This window comes from uncultured Microbulbifer sp. (assembly GCF_947498635.1).
Lineage (GTDB): Bacteria > Pseudomonadota > Gammaproteobacteria > Pseudomonadales > Cellvibrionaceae > Microbulbifer > Microbulbifer echini.
Genome location: NZ_CANMKV010000020.1, coordinates 25,553 through 44,512, shown reverse-complemented (window position 1 = coordinate 44,512; position 18,960 = coordinate 25,553). Strand labels below are relative to the sequence as shown.

At 54.8% G+C, this 18,960-nt stretch carries 21 protein-coding genes; 9 read left to right on the top strand and 12 right to left on the bottom strand.

Features of this window, described 5'->3' with window-relative positions:
- Window positions 1–76 precede the first annotated feature (76 nt).
- From cysK to Q1A69_RS11895, 5 genes are all read left to right on the top strand, one after another.
- Window positions 77–994 carry a cysteine synthase A gene (gene cysK / locus Q1A69_RS11915; protein ID WP_299585541.1) on the top strand — a complete coding sequence of 306 codons (918 nt, stop codon included), beginning with the start codon at window positions 77–79 and terminating at the stop codon, window positions 992–994.
- A 38-nt stretch (window positions 995–1,032) separates the two neighbouring features.
- Window positions 1,033–1,872 (top strand): 3'(2'),5'-bisphosphate nucleotidase CysQ, encoded by an 840-nt coding sequence (cysQ, locus tag Q1A69_RS11910; RefSeq protein ID WP_299585539.1) that lies wholly within the window; start codon window positions 1,033–1,035, stop codon window positions 1,870–1,872.
- Between the two features lie 78 nt (window positions 1,873–1,950).
- Window positions 1,951–2,154 carry a hypothetical protein gene (locus Q1A69_RS11905; RefSeq protein WP_299585537.1) on the top strand — a complete coding sequence of 68 codons (204 nt, stop codon included), beginning with the start codon at window positions 1,951–1,953 and terminating at the stop codon, window positions 2,152–2,154.
- A 516-nt stretch (window positions 2,155–2,670) separates the two neighbouring features.
- Window positions 2,671–2,928 (top strand): type II toxin-antitoxin system HicB family antitoxin, encoded by a 258-nt coding sequence (locus Q1A69_RS11900; RefSeq protein WP_299585535.1) that lies wholly within the window; start codon window positions 2,671–2,673, stop codon window positions 2,926–2,928.
- Between the two features lie 116 nt (window positions 2,929–3,044).
- Window positions 3,045–3,674 (top strand): outer membrane beta-barrel protein, encoded by a 630-nt coding sequence (locus Q1A69_RS11895; RefSeq protein WP_299585533.1) that lies wholly within the window; start codon window positions 3,045–3,047, stop codon window positions 3,672–3,674.
- A 145-nt stretch (window positions 3,675–3,819) separates the two neighbouring features.
- Here Q1A69_RS11895 and Q1A69_RS11890 read toward each other — a convergent pair whose 3' ends face one another.
- From Q1A69_RS11890 to Q1A69_RS11845, 10 genes are all read right to left on the bottom strand, one after another.
- A complete protein-coding gene (locus Q1A69_RS11890; protein WP_299585531.1) occupies window positions 3,820–5,976 on the bottom strand; it encodes a TonB-dependent copper receptor in 2,157 nt (718 codons plus the stop codon).
- A 247-nt stretch (window positions 5,977–6,223) separates the two neighbouring features.
- Window positions 6,224–6,664: a hypothetical protein gene (locus Q1A69_RS11885; protein WP_299585528.1), complete on the bottom strand. Its 441-nt coding sequence runs from the start codon at window positions 6,662–6,664 to the stop codon at window positions 6,224–6,226.
- 167 nt (window positions 6,665–6,831) lie between these two features.
- Window positions 6,832–7,449 carry a 2OG-Fe(II) oxygenase gene (locus Q1A69_RS11880; RefSeq protein WP_299585527.1) on the bottom strand — a complete coding sequence of 206 codons (618 nt, stop codon included), beginning with the start codon at window positions 7,447–7,449 and terminating at the stop codon, window positions 6,832–6,834.
- 108 nt (window positions 7,450–7,557) lie between these two features.
- Complete coding sequence (locus Q1A69_RS11875; RefSeq protein ID WP_299585525.1) at window positions 7,558–8,955, bottom strand: DUF58 domain-containing protein; 1,398 nt, start codon at window positions 8,953–8,955, stop codon at window positions 7,558–7,560.
- A complete protein-coding gene (locus Q1A69_RS11870; protein ID WP_299585523.1) occupies window positions 8,952–9,956 on the bottom strand; it encodes a MoxR family ATPase in 1,005 nt (334 codons plus the stop codon). Before Q1A69_RS11870 ends, Q1A69_RS11875 begins: the two co-directional genes overlap by 4 nt.
- Window positions 9,953–11,266 (bottom strand): DUF4350 domain-containing protein, encoded by a 1,314-nt coding sequence (locus Q1A69_RS11865; protein ID WP_299585521.1) that lies wholly within the window; start codon window positions 11,264–11,266, stop codon window positions 9,953–9,955. The genes Q1A69_RS11870 and Q1A69_RS11865 overlap by 4 nt, the downstream gene beginning before the upstream one ends.
- The gene (locus tag Q1A69_RS11860; RefSeq protein ID WP_299585519.1) at window positions 11,256–12,854 is read right to left on the bottom strand and encodes a hypothetical protein; all 1,599 of its coding nucleotides are present in this window, start codon (window positions 12,852–12,854) and stop codon (window positions 11,256–11,258) included. The genes Q1A69_RS11865 and Q1A69_RS11860 overlap by 11 nt, the downstream gene beginning before the upstream one ends.
- Complete coding sequence (locus tag Q1A69_RS11855) at window positions 12,844–13,815, bottom strand: stage II sporulation protein M (protein WP_299585517.1); 972 nt, start codon at window positions 13,813–13,815, stop codon at window positions 12,844–12,846. The genes Q1A69_RS11860 and Q1A69_RS11855 overlap by 11 nt, the downstream gene beginning before the upstream one ends.
- A gap of 6 nt (window positions 13,816–13,821) precedes the next feature.
- Window positions 13,822–14,505 (bottom strand): RDD family protein, encoded by a 684-nt coding sequence (locus Q1A69_RS11850; RefSeq protein ID WP_299585515.1) that lies wholly within the window; start codon window positions 14,503–14,505, stop codon window positions 13,822–13,824.
- A gap of 30 nt (window positions 14,506–14,535) precedes the next feature.
- Entirely contained in the window at window positions 14,536–15,300 is a 765-nt protein-coding gene (locus Q1A69_RS11845; RefSeq protein WP_299585513.1) for a hypothetical protein, read from the bottom strand.
- Between the two features lie 169 nt (window positions 15,301–15,469).
- On the opposite strand from Q1A69_RS11845, the gene Q1A69_RS11840 reads away from it, so the two are divergent.
- The gene (locus Q1A69_RS11840; RefSeq protein ID WP_299585510.1) at window positions 15,470–16,087 is read left to right on the top strand and encodes a DUF2939 domain-containing protein; all 618 of its coding nucleotides are present in this window, start codon (window positions 15,470–15,472) and stop codon (window positions 16,085–16,087) included.
- A 2-nt stretch (window positions 16,088–16,089) separates the two neighbouring features.
- Complete coding sequence (locus Q1A69_RS11835) at window positions 16,090–16,467, top strand: DUF2237 domain-containing protein (RefSeq protein WP_299585508.1); 378 nt, start codon at window positions 16,090–16,092, stop codon at window positions 16,465–16,467.
- A gap of 211 nt (window positions 16,468–16,678) precedes the next feature.
- Here Q1A69_RS11835 and Q1A69_RS11830 read toward each other — a convergent pair whose 3' ends face one another.
- Together Q1A69_RS11830 and Q1A69_RS11825 are read right to left on the bottom strand one after the other, a co-directional pair.
- Window positions 16,679–16,999, bottom strand: a complete 321-nt coding sequence (locus tag Q1A69_RS11830; protein WP_299585506.1) for an antibiotic biosynthesis monooxygenase — start codon at window positions 16,997–16,999, stop codon at window positions 16,679–16,681.
- A 2-nt stretch (window positions 17,000–17,001) separates the two neighbouring features.
- Window positions 17,002–17,343 (bottom strand): NIPSNAP family protein, encoded by a 342-nt coding sequence (locus tag Q1A69_RS11825; RefSeq protein WP_299585504.1) that lies wholly within the window; start codon window positions 17,341–17,343, stop codon window positions 17,002–17,004.
- Between the two features lie 107 nt (window positions 17,344–17,450).
- Here Q1A69_RS11825 and Q1A69_RS11820 point away from each other — a divergent pair, with 107 nt between their 5' ends.
- The gene (locus Q1A69_RS11820; RefSeq protein WP_299585502.1) at window positions 17,451–18,116 is read left to right on the top strand and encodes a winged helix-turn-helix domain-containing protein; all 666 of its coding nucleotides are present in this window, start codon (window positions 17,451–17,453) and stop codon (window positions 18,114–18,116) included.
- A 173-nt stretch (window positions 18,117–18,289) separates the two neighbouring features.
- Window positions 18,290–18,913: a GDSL-type esterase/lipase family protein gene (locus Q1A69_RS11815; RefSeq protein ID WP_299585500.1), complete on the top strand. Its 624-nt coding sequence runs from the start codon at window positions 18,290–18,292 to the stop codon at window positions 18,911–18,913.
- The last annotated feature ends 47 nt before the right edge of the window (window positions 18,914–18,960 follow it).

Here is an 18,960-nt window from a genome sequence, read left to right as displayed (position 1 = left end):
CTATCTGTCTTCAGGCAATTATTTATAGGCAGAACGACGTGTTTGCCGAGAAAGTCATTAACGGAGAGCTTTATCGATGAAGGCAGCCAATATTCTGGAAACCATCGGCAATACCCCCCATGTGCGCATTAACCACTTGTTCCGCTCAGATATTGAGGTGTGGATGAAGGTGGAGCGCTTCAATCCCGGCAGCAGTATTAAAGACCGCATCGCCCTGGCGATGATTGAGGATGCCGAGCGTCGCGGCGCCCTGCCGGTGGGCGGTGTGATTATTGAGCCCACCTCCGGCAACACCGGAATCGGTCTGGCCATGGTGGCGGCAGTGAAGGGCTATCGCTTGATTCTTACCATGCCGGAATCCATGTCACTGGAGCGGCGGCAGGTGATGACTGCCATGGGGGCCGAGCTGGTACTCACGCCCAAGGAACAGGGGATGGGGGGCGCTATCGCCAAAGCTGAAGAATTACTGGCAGAACATGCCAACGGTTGGATGCCTCAGCAATTTAACAATCGCGCCAATGTCCAGGTACATCGAGAAACTACCGCTAAAGAAATTCTGGCCGACTTCACCGAGGGGCTGGATTATCTGATTACCGGAGTCGGCACCGGCGGCCATATCACGGGCTGTGGTGAGGTTCTCAAGGCATCTTTTCCCAAGCTGCAGGTGTTTGCCGTCGAACCGGAAAAATCTCCGGTGATCAGTGGTGGCGATAAAGGTCTGCACCGCCTACAGGGAATTGGTGCGGGCTTTATTCCGGAGGTTCTGAATACCGAGATGCTCGACGGCACTATTTTGGTCAGCGAAGAGGATAGTTTTGAAATGACGCGTCAGTGCGCTTTGCGGGAGGGCATTTTTGTGGGTATTTCCTCCGGCGCCAGTTTGGCGGCGTTGAAAAAACGTGAGGGTGAGTTCGCCCCAGGCAGTCGCGTACTGGTATTTAGCTATGACAGCGGTGAGCGCTATCTGTCTGTAAAAGATCTTTTTTCCGCCTAAGGTCCTATAATCACAGCCTAAAAAATAAGGGAGTTTTAATGAATAAGGCATTATTGGAGCAGGTAATCGCAATCTGCAAAGGCGCCGGGGAAGCCATTTTGACGGTTTACCACAGCAGTGCCGACCTGGAAGTGGAAACCAAGGCGGACGATTCACCGGTGACTGCGGCGGATCTGGCTGCCCACAAGATCCTCGCTCCAGCGCTGGCGCAGCTGATCGAAGGTGTCCCGGTGTTGTCCGAAGAGCAGGAAATGCCCTCTTTTGCCGAGCGCAGCCAGTGGCAGCGCTACTGGATTGTGGATCCGCTGGATGGCACCAAGGAATTTATCCGCCGCACCGGCGAGTTCACCGTAAACGTTGCGCTGATCGAAAACGGCGAGCCCGTGCTGGGGGTGGTGTATGTGCCGGTGTTGGATATCACCTATGCTGGCGGCAAAGGTGCTGGCGCTTTTAAACGTACCGTATCCGGTGATACAGATATCCGTGTGCGTCCATTGAGACAGCGTCTGGAGTCGGGCGAAGCGGTTGAGCTGGTCGCCAGTCGCAGTCATGGTGCCGGTGCCGTGGATCAATTGGTGGAGCGCATTGAATCCAGGTTGGGAGCGGTGGCCTGTAAAAACATGGGGAGCTCTCTCAAATTGTGTCTGGTGGCGGAGGGTGCCGCAGACCTATACCCCAGGCTGGCACCAACATGCGAATGGGACACCGCCGCAGCCCAGGCGGTGGTCGAGGCGGCCGGTGGCACGGTAGTCGATGATCAATTCAAGCTGCTGCGCTACAACCGCAAGGATTCCCTGTTGAATCCGTTTTTTTATGTGATCGGAGATGCGTCTTTCGATTGGCAGGATTTACTCAACACAGAGTCATCCGTGAACTAAGCTTGCCATGCCCCCACCCCGCTGGGGGCGCAATATTATTTGTCACGCCCTTAGATAAAAACAGAAAAGGCCGGCAGCATGCCCAGCCATATGAGCCATAATGAGCCGCCACTCAGTGAAACTCGCGGTCTGCGCCGGCAGCTCGAAGATGAAATTGCTTGGTTGCAGCGGCAACAGGATGCTATTGCGGAAACCGATTCGGAAAATCAAACGCTACTGCGACGCACATTAAACGGTATGATCTTTTCCCGCCGGGCGCTGTTGGGAAGAATGCCACGCTGACTCCTCCCTGTAATTTGCGTAAAACAATATTTTTTCTAAGATTGATCCAGAATCCTATAGGTCTGTTTTAATTTTTCAGCAGAATGCCGGGAAGCCCTTCCTTACTCTTAGTCTCCTTGTGAGCCGATAATGGTTTAAAGGAATTTTTGGATAATTTAATAATTGGTTTACTTATAAAAGCGGCAGATGAAAGGCGCAGCTTACCGCGAATGATCCAAGTTTGGCACTTTGCAATCGATCCAACTTGACAGTTATGTCCTTTAAGACCCGCCAGGTTAGAGGGATCCTGCAAAAACATGCACTTATTGTGCTGCGATCTGGGTGCCAGTGGCACTACGGAATTATTCATTACTTAATAAAATAAATAATTATTTACTGAAGGCGTCTGTCTCAATTAGAAATACTACCGCTGGATTTATTGCACTGGAAAAATAGTGGATTTTCCTTGCCAGATTGCCTTCACCAGATTGAAACCCGTCTACGCTTTGGAAAGCTAATGACTAAGAGAATTTTCCAATGCGCTACCCGGTTGTGCTTCACAATATTGAATACGCCGGCTTCGGTGCCATAGCACCGGACCTGCCGCATTGTCATTGCTATGCCGAAACCTTAGATGGCGCCCTGCAAAAAATGGCGGAAACAATATTCCAGCGCCTCGAAGAGTTACACAAGGCCGGGAAGCCCATGCCCAAGCCACAGGATGTGGATCATCTGCGAGAAAACCCCGCCTTTGCGGGTGGCATCTGGGCCATTATCGATGTCGAGAGTGTATAGCTTTTCTGAGGCTGGACTCTGTGAGGTCATGGTGCCTGATCGACAAACGCCCCACAGAGATATTACGAAATTTTCAGAGATTCCCTAATAAGTATCGTGATGCAAGGATGTCTGTCATGAAAGTAATTTTCTTTGCCCTGGCCCTGCTAGTGTCGCCTGTGGTCAGTGCGGTGGAATGGAATAATCCTTTTGAGGGTATAGAGTCTGGGGAGTATCGGGTTATCACCACGCTGGGCTTGGGATCTGGAGATTTGCAGCTCAATAGTCAGCGGGATTTTTTCGGTTATGCCAGCGTGGGAATTACCCCGGCGGTGGGTGTGTGGCAGGTAAACCTGCGCTATTCACGATTTGATGACAGCCGCGTGAAAATCAATCAGGTGGGTCTGAATTTCAAGGTGGATTTTACCCTGAACTGCTATGTCCAGTGCCTCTATTGGATGGCTGGCTGGAATTATGCCGATATTGACCTGAATAATGTGCGCAAATACGGCTACTGGTATCACCACAAAGACAAGTGGCACCCTTTGGATCGCGAGGATGATTGGTATTATGATGGCTATTACTACCATGTCATCAATGCAAATGGCAGCGATACCTTTTGGAATCTGGGCCTCGGTTACCGGTTTATGTGGAACCCGGATTTCGATACCTCCATTGAGTACAATTACAATGATATTGGCTCGATCTATCGAGTGAACCTGGGACACCTGCGCACTTTAAGTCTCAATCTTTCCTATCGATTTTAATATTATTATTTAGCCGCCTTGTTGGCGTACGTATTTATTGTTTGAGCATAGTGCGATAAATGACAGCGCACTTATAAAGCGGGAAACCCGCAGGGGCTTCCCGCTCCGTTTACTCAGCCATTGAACCGGCTGGAAAATACTCGATTTAAATACGATAAATAGTCTTTAACCAGAGGGTCCTGCCGGGTTCATTCACCCTGTCGAGTTGTGGAAAGTTAGGAATTTCCGCACCGGCGCGGCTGACATGTTCCGCGTAAGTTTCATCGAGAAGGTTATCTATTCCCGCCGTCAACAGCAGACGCTTGTTTGGCCGCCAGCCCGCGTTAATTGACAGCACATTGGCAGAGTCTGTGGGACCGAAGTCTTGTCCGATGATATTGCCTTTGCCGACATCGACACGATCCTGGCTGGCAATTGCCCGCCACAGAATACCCGCAGACCACTGGGTATGCTCGTAGTGGAGCCCCAGGCGCGCCTCCAGTGGAGGCAGTTGGGCCAGAGTGCTCTCGTCGCTATCGTTGGCGCCGCGCACTGATGTCAGAGTGAATTCACTGCGCCAGTTGTCGGTTAATTGATAGCTGGCATCCAGCTCCAGTCCCCAAGTCCGCGCCTGAACATTGCGTATTACCGCAACAGTGCGGCCGCCTGAAGAGCTCCCCATATCCATGTCGTCGCCCATGCTGGACATATCGTTCATCTCTGCCATTAGCGCCGTCTTCTGGAAGTCATTCTGTACCAGCAGGTAGTCGCGAATAGCACTGGCAAAGGCGGAAATACTGGCGGACAGATTTTCATCGCGGTAAATATAGCCGATATCTAACTGAGTCATTTTTTCCGCTTCCACATTGAGTGCGCTGTAGGAATCCTCCGCTTCGCGAGAGAAAATTTCCCAATAGTCGGGGAAGCGTTCGCTGTATCCCAGGCCAGCATAGAGAGTGGCTGAGTTTTCAGGTGCTGTTGGCAGCGCTCGCTCATAGCGCAGGAAACCGCTAGGTAGGCGTTCCGAGCGAGTTTCCCCGGCACTGGGGTTTTCCACAGAGGACATCATCGAGAGAGAGATCGTCTCGCGCAGGTCGCGAACTTCCCAGTCGTCTAGGCGGGCACCGACAATCCAGCGTTGATTGGGAGCTATCTGCCACCCGGCCTCGGAGAAAATACCCAGCTGGGAAAATTCGGCATCTGCATCCCGCGCGAGCTGACGGTAATCAAGCATCGTTTGGTTCATGCTCATGCGGCTGCTATGGCGGTTTTCTCGTGTATCCAGGCCGGCGGTTAGCTCGATGTTATCCGCAGGGGCAAACTCCAGGCTCAGCTTGGTTCCATAGGTCTCGCTGTCTAAATTCATGGCGCTGGGGTTAGCTGCCATCCCTGCAGGTTCACGCAGGCTGTAGTTATCCATAACGTGGTCGATGTAGTTGTAATACGCCTGAATCTCAATGGCACTCAACAGCCCCCCGGGGTTACTGCGGCGGTATTTTGCTCTATAGCTTTCTCGATCAAACTTACTGCCGTCAGCGCCCCGGTCGGCATAGGCCGCTTCAGCGTCGCTAAAGGTGCTATCGAATTCCAGGCGGGTATCGTCGTTTGGAGTCCAGGCTAGGTTTACCTTGCTGCTCCAGCGCGCATAGTTGGAGTGCACCTGGTTGCCGTCACCATCTTCATAGTCATCGGCGGAAGCGGAGGTCGCCGAACCGCGCAGGGAAAGTTGGGGGGTTTTATAGGCGAGGTCAAAGAGTCCATCTTTGCGATCGGCACTACCGCCGAGCAGGCTCGCGTGCATATCCCACTCCGATTCGCTGGGACGCTCCTGCAGCTGATTGAACAGTACTACCCCGGCGGAATTACCCGGCCCATGCACAACACTTTGGGGCCCCTTGATCACTTCGATTTCATCGAGGCTCTCGGGGAAAATATATGCGGTGGGCGGGTCCATGCGGCTGGGGCAGCCGCCCATAATCGATTCCCCATCCAACAGCATGCCCAGGCGCGAACCGCCCATACCGCGTAATAGGGGATCGCCACTGGTGCCGCCTTTGCGGACTACGGAAAAACCGGGAATGGTTTTCAGGTAATCGGCACCGTCATTGGCAGGCAAGGGTTGGCGAGGTATTTTGGGGTCTGTCACCAGGTTGAGAGGCAGCTCGGTTTTTACCCCGGTGACTACCATCTGTTCCATTTCTCCCTCTTTGCTGCTGTTCTCCTCATTGGCAAGCAACATGCCGGAATAGGTACAGCCGGCAATAATGGCCAGGCTGAGCGGTGTGTGCAGTGAAAATTTCTTTGGAAATTTAAAATTGTACATGCTGACTTATCCGTTTATCAGACCGTGCAGCGGACACGGTTATACGTGCGTGCTTAAAAGGCGCGCACGGATTTATCCCGGCCGTAATCACAGCCGGGAATTCCTATTTTGACGAGGCGGATATACGGCTGTAGCAGCCTGGCCAGGTTAATCGCGAGTATGACGCGCGCTACCCAGCCTCGAAATCAGACCTCGAATTTTCGACACACTTTTTCAGTGCTGAAAAATTAATGGAAAAACGGTGGTGTTAAACCGGCGGGGCGCGGATAAGAGGGCGGGCATGTCTGTGGGAGTGAACCGGACTGAAACCGATGGCTGGCGTGGGCAGGATGTTTCCCGCGACGGCTGCATACAGCTCTGCCGCCGGCGCACTGGCCAGGCTGGCCGCGGCGGAAAAATTACAATGATTGTCGGCAAAAGAATGTGCGGTCAGCGCATCGTGGTTATGCCCGCTCGTTTCAGTCTGAGGGCCGTGGTGGTGCTCTTCTACCGGGATTGCCAGGGCATTTAATAAAAGTGCGCTGCGGCTGTCGCCGTGACAGAGGCCGTAGGGGGTAGAGTCCGCAAAGGCGGCGGGCATAAATCCCGCAGGTACCAAACCACGCGCACTGAGAAACACCACTAAAAGCAACAGCGCCTGCCATTGGGGCAGGTGTGGGCGGCTTTTTAAGATGCGCTGGGGGCTCATAAATAGTGGATCTTAAGATGACCGGGGCCGATTTCGATTTCTCGGGCAGGTGGCAACAGATTACCCGTTAGGTGGTAAAAGTGCCACTGCCATCATCAAAATATGGGCAGGGAGTGTTTATTAATTTGTTGTGCTCCCTATCGAGCGAGGATCTTTATCCGATAATTTTACTGGAAGAGGGATTTTATTCGCGCGCTGATGCCGTGAAAAAACTGGTGCTTCTTTTTCGCTTTGTCACCGCTTAAAAAATTGATCTGGATCGCCTGGCGTTTACCGACAAAACTGGGATAACCATGCCAGCAATTATCGGTCACCTTGAAAGCAACCAGGGAACTCGGGCCTGGGAGTAATTCATCGGTGTAATCATCCATGTTATCGCCACTGCGCAGGATACGCAGGCGGCCGGTAGACGCCGGCCATTCATCATTGAGGTAGATCAAAACCGTAATCAATTTGCTTTTCGAATCTGTATGGATTCGTCCGTCCTTGGCTCGGGAATACCCACGCAGTGTCGCCATCATCGGCTTATCGGACAGGTCGACGGAAAATTTTTCGCCGAGAATCTGTCTTACTTCAGGGCTGCCAAACTGTTCGACAAAATCGCGCAGGCGCTCGGTAGTCTTCACATCGTTGATATTGAAGCTGCCGCCTTGGTCCAGGGGGGGGAAATCGGCGATCAGGGCGCTGGCCTCTTCAGAAGCCAGTGAGCGCTCAAGGTAAAAGTGGGGGAAGGGGGAAGACTTTACCGCTGCACGGCTGAGCAGCTCGATTGTGTTTTGAGACATGTTCGTGTTGGGTTCCCTGTTTTTGTGGAATTCTATTTTTGAACAGCACGAGTATCTCTCTTGGGGACGGCCCACTGCAACTTAATGGAACCCAGGTGCAGGCGCTGGTTAGATTTTTCCACTGCGCTTCAGGCGCCAGTAAGCTTCTACCAACGCTTGGTGCAACAGCTCCGGGCGGGAGTCGACGACGGATACGTTACAGGCTTGCAACTGTTGTAACAGGCGTGCGCGCCGGCGCAGGAAATCCTGTGCTGCGGCACTGTCGACCGCTTCGGAAAAATTCCCGATGGGCTTTTGCGCCACGCGGTCTACGGCCGTTTCCCGCAGGCTGGCCACCATCACCAGGTGATTGCGGGTGAGCAGTCGCACGGCGGTGAGCAGTTCGGCACTGTCTTCATCACGCAGATTGGTGATCAGGATCACCAGGGCGCGGCGCTTGTGGGTGGCCAGCAGTTGCTGGGCGGCGCCGCTATAGTCTGCACTGCCGGTGCCGGAGTGGAGGTCGTAGACATTGTTGAGCAGTAGGTTGATCGCGCTCTCGCCCTTGACCGGCGGCAGTTGTCCACCGGAGCTGTCGCGAGCGGCGGCAAATGCCTGCAGGCCCACGGCATCGCCCTGTTTAATCGCCACATAGGCGGATAGCAGCAGGCCGTTAAGTGCGTGGTCGAAATGGCTCAGCTCGCCGTCTTTGGCGCGCATGCGCCGACCGCAGTCGAGCATATAGATGATTTCCTGATCGCGCTCGTCCTGGTATTCACGGCTGATCAGTTTGCGCAGGCGCGAGCTTGCACGCCAATCGACCTGTCGCTGGCTATCGCCCTGGCGGTATTCGCGCAGCTGGCGGAAGTCCATGCCCTCGCCGCGCCGATGCTGTTGGTGCAGGCCGAGCTGGCGCAGGGTCTGTTCGGTGGAAAGCGCTTGCAGGGAGGAAATACCGAGGAAGTTGGGGTAGACCTTCACGGTCTGTTTGTCTCCGAGCCACACCTGGGTCTGCCACAGGCCCCAGGGGGAATCGGCGAGCACTTCGATACGCCCGAATTCAGCACTGCCGCGGCGGTGTGGCACCAGGGAGTACTCGATGGCAACTTCCTGATCCGGCTCCAGCTGTGCTTGGCGCGGTAGCCCGGTGCTGGCCAGTTGTTGCGGCACACTGTCGCACACCCAAAGCTTTAGCGCGCGAGGGCCGCTGTTGCGCAGTTTCAAGCGCGCGCTGTTGCGCACGCCCAGGGCCAGATTACCGGGCAGTTTTCGTGCGCCCTCTAGGCCTTTCACTCTGCGCCCGGTGAGGAGATCCAGCAGGGCCGCGCCGATCAACAGGCCCCCGCCGGTCCACCACAGTGAGACCACCAGGTCTGCAGACTGGGGTAGCCAAATACGCGCGGCACTGACGGCCAGTGCGGTCAGGCACCAGTAGCCGAGGAGTTTGATCAGGCGGTGGCTGGGTCCGGGACGTCCGAGGCGGGGCTCTGCGCTCGAAACCTCTGTCGCGGCGACGCCCTGTGTCACAGCCGCGGTGCCTCGACGCTATCGATGATCATTGCCAGAGCACTGTCGGTGGTTTCGCCATCGATCTCCATATCCGGGGAGAGGCTCACGCGGTGGCGCATCACCGGAATCGCCATCATTTTGATATCGTCCGGCAGCACGAATTCGCGACCCTGCAGCAGAGCGCTGGCACGGGCGGCCTGCAGCAGGCCGATACTGGCGCGGGGGCCGGCGGGGCTGCGCAGTTGGGCTGCTTTGCGGGTGGCGCGCACCAGACGCACGGCGTATTCCAGCACCTGCTGATCCAGCGCCACTTGCGGTACTAGGGCTTGTAATTGTTGCAACTGCGCGATGGTGATTTCCCCGGCGGGTTTCTCCCGCAGGCGCTGCTCGATACGGCCACTGCTGGCGGCGGCGGCCAGTTGCAGCTCGGCCTCCAGGCTTGGGTAGTCGATCAGAACTTTGAGCAGGAATCGGTCCAGTTCCGCCTCCGGCAGCGGGTAAGTGCCCTCCTGCTCGATGGGGTTTTGAGTAGCCAGCACCATAAAGGGGCTGGGCACCGGCAGCGCTGTGCCGTCGATAGTGACCTGTTTCTCCTGCATCACTTCGAGTAGGGCGGCCTGGGTCTTGGCGGGGGCGCGGTTGATCTCGTCCGCCAGCAACAGGTTGGTAAACACCGGGCCGCGGCGCACTTCGAAGCGGCTTTCGCCCATGTTGTACATGGCGTGGCCGGTGACATCCGCCGGCATCAGGTCCGGGGTGAACTGGATGCGGCGGAAGCTGCCGCCGAAACAGTTGGCCAGGGTGCGCACCAGCAGGGTCTTGCCGAGACCGGGTACGCCCTCCAGCAGCACGTGGCCCGAAGCCAGCAGCGCCACCAGGACCTGTTCGACCACCTGTTCCTGGCCGATCAATAGGCGGTTGATCGTGTTACGCAGCAACTGCAACTGGGCTGAAGCGGTCTGCCAATCCGGCGCCTGGCTGTGGGTTTGTGGTTCGGGATTCAGGGTGGTATCGCTCATAGGACTGCCTCAATTCGCTGCAGGGTGCGCATTTGTTCGGTAAAGGATTCTTCGCTGATCGCCGGTTTGCCCCACAGGCAGGCGATGATGCTGTGTTCGCTGAGATTGGTTTCGGCGCTGAGCTTTTTACACAGCTTTTGCCGGGCGGCAGCGCTGGCCCCTGTCGCGCCGAGACGGCGCAGCAGCGCCTCGCGCTGGCCGCGCAGCAGTCGCTCACATTGGTCGTCGCGCCAGTAATAGTGCCCACAGGCAGAGATATGTTCCAGCAGTGAGCGGCGTACGCTTTCCGGTGGCGGCTGCAGGGGGCCGAAGCGACGTGCGCGCAGTAGTAGCCAGCCGAAAAGGGCGAGCAGGCCGGAAATAAAAAACTCGGCGGCATACTTGCGCGCGAGGAACCCCAGCGATTCGAATCGCGGGCGCGTCAGGAAGACAAAATCGCCACTGCCGGCCAGTAGCTGAAGGAAATAGGCGTGGTCGAAGTGGCCGATACGGTGAGACTGCCAGATGGTGCTGTCGGTCAGCAGGGTGATGACGCCGGTGCCCCGTCCAAACTGCATAAACGGCGCTGCCTCGTCTTCGCGCCAAACTTTGGCAAAGAATAGGGGGGCGCCCTCGGCGCTGCTGTCATCGATGCCCTCGTGGTAGAGCAGGTGGCTGGCGTCGAAATGTAACTGAATTTCGGCCCCGCTGGCGGTGGGTAGGGTGACCAGGTTTTCTGGCTCCACATCCGGGTTGCGAGGTTTCTCTGCCTCTGATTCGGCTTTATCCTCGACTAGCCCCTCATCGATCTTGCGGTTGTATTCGCGCAGGGCCTCGCCGGGGCTCTGCTCAGGGTTCAGTTCGGCGTCTTCCCCTATCAGCGGTTGCAGAGGGTGCTCAAAATGAAACTCTTCATGCCCCTCCATCATGGAGACGCCGAGGGCCTCCAGCAGCCAGTCGCGCTCTTCGCTGCGTCCCTTGTCGAAATCGAAGCCTTCAGTGCGCGCGACTACGATGGCGTGGCCGCCGCTCTCAACCCACTGCAATAGCTCCTCAACGCGCTGAGGATTGTAGATTTGACTGGAGCTGGCGATAAACAGGGTGGCGTCTGCAGGCAGCGTATTCAGCACGGAGATATTTTCCGCCTGGCGGGGCTCCAGCCCCACCTCGGCCAGGTAGTGCTCGGCGGCCAGGAACGGATTGCGTCGTGCTTCTGCTCCCCAGCCACGGTCCTTTTCCTCGGTGTAGCGCTCAAAGAACGCGAGGAACAGCCATGCCAGCGCGGCACACAGCAGCAGAGCGAAACCAATCAACAGGCGTTTAGCGGTCATTGGCAAATACCTCCTGCCACTGCTGGCACAGGTCGCCTACCTGTGTATCGGCGGGGGGGCGGTGGGCGTAGGCCAGTTGCTGCCAGTTCATCGTGAGCTGCTGTACAAACTGGCTCATAGGCGCGCTCACCGGGCGCTGCAGGCCTTCTGGTGTCCGCTGGCGCTGACTTACCAATTGGGCGCACTCGCTCTCGGTGAGGTGGTCGCCAAAATAAAATTGGAAGTCCTCGATCAGGTGGGACAGGGTGGCGCGATATAAAAGGCCCAGGCCGGCGCGCTGGTCGCCCGCCCGCCACAGGCGCAGTACCTCCGCGCACACATCGCTGGGCAGACTGGACTGGCGCACGTCGAGGCCAAATAGGGTCTCCGGCGCCTCCGCCGCTTTTGTTTTCGCATTAGGCTGCCAGCGCACGCTGTTGAGAATGGCCTCGTGGTGGCGCCAGCCCAGATAGATCAACCCGGTGATTACACCGATCCAAAGCAGTAACTCAATGGGCTTGGCAAGCAGAGCTCCCCAGTTGATACCCGAGGAATCGTCGGCTTCATCGGCGTTCTCGCTGAGCCATTCGAACAGCCACTCGAACAGTTTGATCAGCCACTCGGGAATTTTTCCCTGTTCGCTATCAAAATCTTTGAGGCGCCAGCCGCTCTCCTCCTCGATCCTGTGGAAGTCTTCTGCCGCGAGGATCTTATCGATATGTTGTTGTGCCTGTTGGGGGCTCTCCAGAGTTTCCGCCCAGGCCTGTGGCGTCGGTGTTAGCGAGGCACAGGCGAGCGCACACAGCAGTAACACCGTGGCCAGAGGCGAGGCGCCGTTTGCAGTGGGCTTGCGCGACTGTTGAGCGCGCTGGTGGCGCTCCACCAGATCGCGGAACTGGATCTCGATATCCCAGCCTTCCAGCTCGATGCGCCGACCAATATACAGACAGAAGCCGCTCACAATATAAAACGGTGCCACCGCCGCCATAATTAGCAGACAGAGAACGTTGGAGACCCATTCCAGCGCCAGGGTCTCGCCGCGGACCAGGGGCGTCCACTCGATATTTGCCGTAACCTGCTCGGGGATAAACAGGTAGATAAGGATAAAGGCGGCGATCAGGAAGAAGGTCTCCAGGTGGATACCGGTCAAAGTCAGCCAGGTAGCGGCTCCGGAATGTTTGCGGTGCAGTACGCCGATACGCGCAGCGCGAGCGCCGCCCTTGGACTGCTCCAGTACGGTCACCGGCATATCGAAGGCGCGCGTGGGGCTCAGGCGGCGGATCGTGATCCAGGCGAGCCAGTCGGTGCGGTTCTGCCGGAAAAACGCTTTCAGTGCCGCCAGCGCGGATACCGGCGTGCCGAATAGGGTGCGGCTGATCATAAACAGCGGCAGGCGGTCGAACACGGGTTTTAGCCACCAGACCGCGAACAGCGACCAGCCCGGATGGCCGGGGAAAAACCAAGCGAGAGGGCCCAATAGCAAGGCCGCCGGTATCAGCCAGACCAGAAACATTGGCAGCCAGTATTTGCGCGCCAGGGCGATGCCCAAGTCGATGGACTCCCAGGGTGAGCGCAGGCGTGCGCGTACCGCCAGATGCTTAACTTGCATGGCTGGAACCCCCGCGCCCGGCCAGGGCGAAATAGGCGAATACCAGCAGCCACAGAAGAGCGCCGAAGCCGAGTTTGATCGCGATGGGCATGGCCGTGCTGGACGACCAGAAGGCCTCTAGGAAGGCGGCGATCACCAGCATCAGGAAGGTGCCGTACATAATTTTCATGGCCTCGACACTGGCTAGGCGCAGGGCTACCGAGCGTCGGTGTTGACCCGGATCTACCAGCGAGCGCCCGAGCAGCAGGCCGGCGGCTCCGGCCAGCACTATGGCGGTCAGCTCAAAGGCGCCGTGGCCGATCACGAAGGGGTAGAAGGTGGTTACAAACCCCACTCTGGTGATATGGCCAAATACCGCGCCGAGGTAGATGCCGTTGAAAACCAAAAAAAAGATGGAGCCGAGGCCGAACAGTATGCCCCCGGCAAAAGTGCGAAAAGCAATTCCGATATTGTTCTTGATGTAGAAACCGAACATGGCCAGGTCGGTATCCGAGCCGCGCTCACGCCCGAGCACGCGATTGCCGGGGTCGTACATGGATTCCAGGGAGAGCACATCGCCGGGAGCCATGACCGCATAAATTAATGCATCGTTGTTGTAGGTGCCGATGCCCATCACCAGGGCGGGCAGCAAAAACAGTGCACTGGCCAGAGCCACCACGCGGCCGTTGGCGCGCACGGCCTGGGGAAATCCGGCTACCAGGTAGTGTAACCAACCCTTGCGGCGCAGGGTTTGCTGGCGGTAAACCCGGTGGTGGGCCGACGTGACCAGCTGGTTGAGGTGGTCGATCAGGCGGCTGGTGTACAGGCGCTCCTTGGCGACGGCCAGTTGCTGGCACAGCTCGCGGTAGGCGGCGGGCAAGTCCAGTGTGGCCACTTCAGCGCGGGCCTGATCGTTTTTAAGCCAGGTCTCCAGCTGTGCCCAGCTGTCGCGGTGGCGATTTTCAAAATCTCTCTGTCTCATGAATTCCTAGCCCCTGCCACCCAATAACCAGCTACCCACGGCGCGTAAGTATTCCAGCGCGGCGCGGCCTCTCTTGGCAGTGATCGGCTCGAGTAAATTGGCGAGCTCCTGTTGGCGCGCCTCGCTCAAGTCGTCGTGGCGCTCCAGCAGGCTGATCAGGGCTAGTTGGTCCTGCTGTTTGAAATTGCGTGGTGGCGGCAGCGGTGTTGTGTCCGGCAGTGCCATGGGTACCTTGTCCGTGTCGCGGTAGACCACCAGGGTACCTGCGGCCAAATCGCCGAGGCGCTGAAAGTTGCGCCCCAGGGTCATGGCAATTACGCCGGTGGCGTAGGCGAAAGGTAGGAAGTCGGCGAAGCGCAGCAGGTTGCGCACAATAGAGGCGCCCCAGGAGATGGGAGTGAGGTTGTCGTTCACCACCATCAGTCCAAAGGCCTTTTTACCCGGTGTCTGGCCGCCGCGCAGCACCTCGAAAAACACCGGGTAAAACCACTCCAACAGGAAGGAGCAGATTAGCCAGATCCCCATACCGGCAGTTTTGGCAAAGGCCAGGCCTATGCCGAGCCCAGCGAGTATTAGGGTTCGATAAAACACATCCACGGCAAAGGCGAGGATGCGCGGCACAGGCCCAGCGGCCCGCGCGCGTAGATCGATACCCTCGGGGGTTTCGACGTTATAGGTGGTATCCAGCAAGCCACCGCTCCTGTTGGATTATTTTAAAAGTCAGGCTTTGTGGGGGCTGCCGAAGATCTTACGATATGCGACGCCATAGGCAATGCTGCACAGGGGGATGGCCCAAATAAGGCCAATGAGCAGCGCTAAACCGCCGGCCATATAGGTCAGTAGCAGTACGATTATGAGTCCGAAGAAAGCGAACCAGTTTTTGGAGATTGCTTTGCGAGATGTTTCCAGGGCCTGCCAGGGGCCTAGATTGCGGTCGGCAATCAAAGGCATTGCTAGCAAGTATGCGATGGCCAAGTAAATACCGGGAATGACCAGCAGCAGGGAGCCGAGCATAATCATCAAGTACATGATAATAGTACCAATGCCTAAGGGTACGATCTTGTCAAAGTAGGAAAACACCTCGGCTCCGGATGTTTGTTCCCCGCGGGCTATTTTGATTCCAATCATCGCCATACCAACGGCCAGCGGCGCACCGGCAATAATGACGATAAGTTGGTAAATCAATGCCCCAAAAAACATAGATTGAGAAGCTTGATCTGTACTCCCCATACCCAGTACTGCAGCGCCACCGGCACCGGTAAGCAGCCCAGCCACGATACTGATACCTATTGAGCCGACTACGTAAAGCAGTGCTCCGATCAACACCGTGCCTTTGTTACCGCTGGTACGCTCCCAGGCTTCGCTGAGGATCTCCCCGATCGCAAACGAATAATCTCCGGCAATGCCTTTCTCAATAGAGCCAAAATCACCACTCTCTTCCCCCTCGGCTAGCTGTGCCTGAGGAGCTTGATAAATATCACTCATCCTGACTGATGTCCTTATTAAAAGTTAACTGGGTGGGTGTGCAGAGTCTTGGGGGCGAATATCTCACAGGCGTGATTTAGGAACAATGCCACGCCAGTACAGCAGCAAATTAGGTGATGGATCTTTCTCAGCATAAAATTCCCCCTAGACGTAAAAAGGAGAGGTAATAATGAAGAGAACTCTATGGGCGGGAGCTGTGATACTGGTTTTGATCGCCGCCGGATATGTGGCGCTACCCTTCTATTCAATGGACCAGTTACAGCGGGCTGCGCAGATGGCTAAAGCTGAGGAGCCGGAAAAAAGGCGTGAGAGTATCGATACTCTCGAGCGCTATGTGGATTTTCCGGTATTACGTGACAATCTAAGAGTTCGCATGCAGGAACAGCTGCGCTCATCTATAGGTAATTCAATTCCGCAAGAGTTTGATGAACTCCTGAGTGCCGGGGCCAACTTTGTGATGGGGCCTTTGATGCAACAGTTTGTCACCCCTGAGGGGATCGCTGCCCTACTGCGTGGCGGTGATGACTTACGGGGTATAGAGCGGGAACTGATTGGTGGGGGGGCAGCCCAGGAGGAGCGAGCTATTCCCTTAGGGGAGCAAGATTCAGAGCAGGGCTCCAAGCGCAACTGGAAGCGTCTCAAGTGGCGCTTTACCGATATCAATCACTTCAGTGTCGATTATGGCGAGGCCGACCGGGCGGAGCTGCGGCTGATAATGCAGCGCAATGGCCTGCATTGGCAGCTGGTGGATATCGAGTTGCTCAATGACAGTACGGGGCCGGGCTGATTATGGAAAAGGATAATTCCGTCAATGTGTTTGGCGACCCTCTTGTTCCCTGTAGCTTGGCGCCAATGACCGGTTTTTTTCGCGATGGCTGCTGTAATACCTGCAAAGAGGACCAGGGCTCCCACACGGTTTGTGTCGAGGTGAGTGCCGAATTTCTCGCATTTTCCCGCAGCCGTGGCAACGACTTAAGTCGCCCCATTGAGGAATATGGATTCCCGGGACTGGCCCCGGGAGATCGCTGGTGTCTGTGTGCCGCGCGCTGGTTAGAGGCCCAGCAGCAGGATAGGGCCCCGCGAGTTTTTTTACAGCGTACCCACCTGAAAGCATTGGAAATCGTACCTTTGCAACTGTTACGCCAATACGCCACCGATCTAAATTAGTCTTAATCGCAAGAAAAACCGGTTTCAGCTATTGTGCTCTTAGCGGATTTTTGAATTTCTGGTACCGGTTTTTCTTATGTTATTTCCAAATAATAGGGTTATTACTTGATCGCTGTAGTAAGCACAAAGTGATCGATTGAAATTATCGCCTCGCCAGTCGGATTAAAGAATTTATTTGGCCTCTTGGGATAAATGTCTCATCCTAATTAACTCATTTAGTATTTTCCTCTCGATGGATATCGTAATCACGCACTACTTGAGCTATGCGAATGCGGTAATGCTCAAATAAGCTGTCTATGCCCAGTTGCTGGGCCTCTCGATGTTGCATCTGATTTTTCCAGGTTTGCACTGCTTGCTCATCTCGCCAGAACGACAGAGAGAGAACGGTGTTGGGTCTGGAGAGACTTTGAAACCTTTCCACCGAAATAAACCCATCAATATACTGAAGCCAGCGCTTTAGCTCTTGGGCCTTGGAAAAGTAGGATTCTCTGCCTGTCTCTTTAGGTGTTACCTCAAAAATAACGGCGATCATCTTTATTTTCCATATCCTTGGTTTATGGCTAGATAAGTACATGGCACCGGCTGAAGGAATGAACGTTTCTCCTTGTTGATAAACTTCTTGTTCATAGCAACGCGGAAATTGGCAGCGCCCAATTCGGAGGCTTTAAGCCGTTTTCTATATTGCTCGTAACTCGCCAGACTATCGAAACTGATCAGGCCAAAGGCACGGTTATTTGTGCCTTCATAGGGTAGAAAGTAACCTAAGAGTTCGCCTCCGCATTCAGGGATAATTTTTCCCCAATTCTCTGCATACTCTCTGAATTCATCCAATTGATGGGGGTTTATACAATACTCGATAAAGCAGGTAATCGTCATAAGCTTTGCCTCTGTTTGGGATACGTTGCATTCTATGGCTCAATAGTTTTTATGCTTCGATCTACAACGAACTATTTGGTGTGCTTATGGAGCCTGATATATCTCTGGTGGCGGGTCTGATTGGTGATAAGACTCGCTCAAAAATGTTAATGGCACTGATGAGTGGTAAAGCCCTGACGGCAACCGAATTGGCCTGTGAGGCGGATATCAGTGCTCAGACAGCGAGTACGCATTTATCCAAACTTACCGAGGGCAGTTTGCTGGTGGTGCGCAAACAAGGGCGCCATAAATATTTTCAGTTGCGCGATCATGAGGTGGCGGAAATATTGGAGAAGCTGCTCAATATAAGTAGTACGCAGGCGCGCAGAAGTATTGATACTGGCCCGGCAAATCCTGACCTGAGAAAAGCTCGAATTTGTTACGATCATCTGGCTGGGAGTTTCGGAATTGCTCTATATGACTCTCTAATGGCAGAAGGTATCATCCTCGAAGAGTTTCAGAGTGCGGAACTGACTGAAAAAGGGAAGAAATTTTTCTCTAAACTAGGTGTTGATATTGAGGAGTTGAGAAAGACTCGGCGTCCATTGTGCAAGTCTTGTTTAGACTGGAGTGAGAGACGTAATCATCTGGCAGGCAGTCTGGGTCAATGGATATTAGAGGATGCGTTTAGCAAAAAATGGGCGCAGAGAAGATTGGATTCTCGCGTGATTGACTTCTCACATTCTGGCCTTAAGAAATTCCTACATAACTATCGGGTATCGATTGAAATTTGAAATTTGGTGGCGGTCGGTAAATGGGTGTATTACCCGCCTATTCAAATAGGAGTTCTATACTGTTTGAATAACTGTTTTTTTAATTTGTGTTTCATAAATTGTTGGAACTATATTTTTTGTTGGTAGTAACTTGTAGCGAACATTAAAGCCCATTTAACCTGAAGGTTATTCCTATGTCTAGAAGAGTTCCCAAAAAGATCGCCTTTATTGGTTCAAGCTCCATCTATGGACGAGGTGATACCGAGCTGGGAGGCTTCGTTCAAAGGTTTCGTTTCCGTTACGAACCTTTGAATCCCAAAAACTTAGTCTATGCATTGGGAATATTTGGTGAAAGTGTTGTATCGCTTACTCAGCGGGTTTCAGCGGAACTCTCTGTGAGAAGGCCCCATTTAATAGGGCTCTACCCTGGTTATAATGATATTTGCCGCATTGGCGGGGAAGCGGCAAAGAATACGATGGCTTTGGATTTTTTTCGCCAGGCGATGTTAGAACTACTGCAAGCATCCAGTGAGATCGCCCCCAGCTTTGTAATGACCGGCATCCCCTTTGATGAGCGGAGAACGACGCCTTATCGCGATAGCGATAGCTATTTCTTTCGAAAAGATGCACAGCTTTATAGCCAAGTGGTGAGAGAGGTAGCCTTGAGTGAAGGGATCCCAGTGCTGGATTTTGAAAGTTTATGGTGCGCATTGGCGATTATGCCACTGCTTTCTGAAGATGGGCTCCATGCAAACCCCGTTGGGCATCAATTACTTTGTGAGCAGACCTGGAATTTTATTTCGAGAAATTATTTTTAGATTCTGTTGCGAAAATTTCCTTGCCGTCTAAAAATTTTGATAAAGGG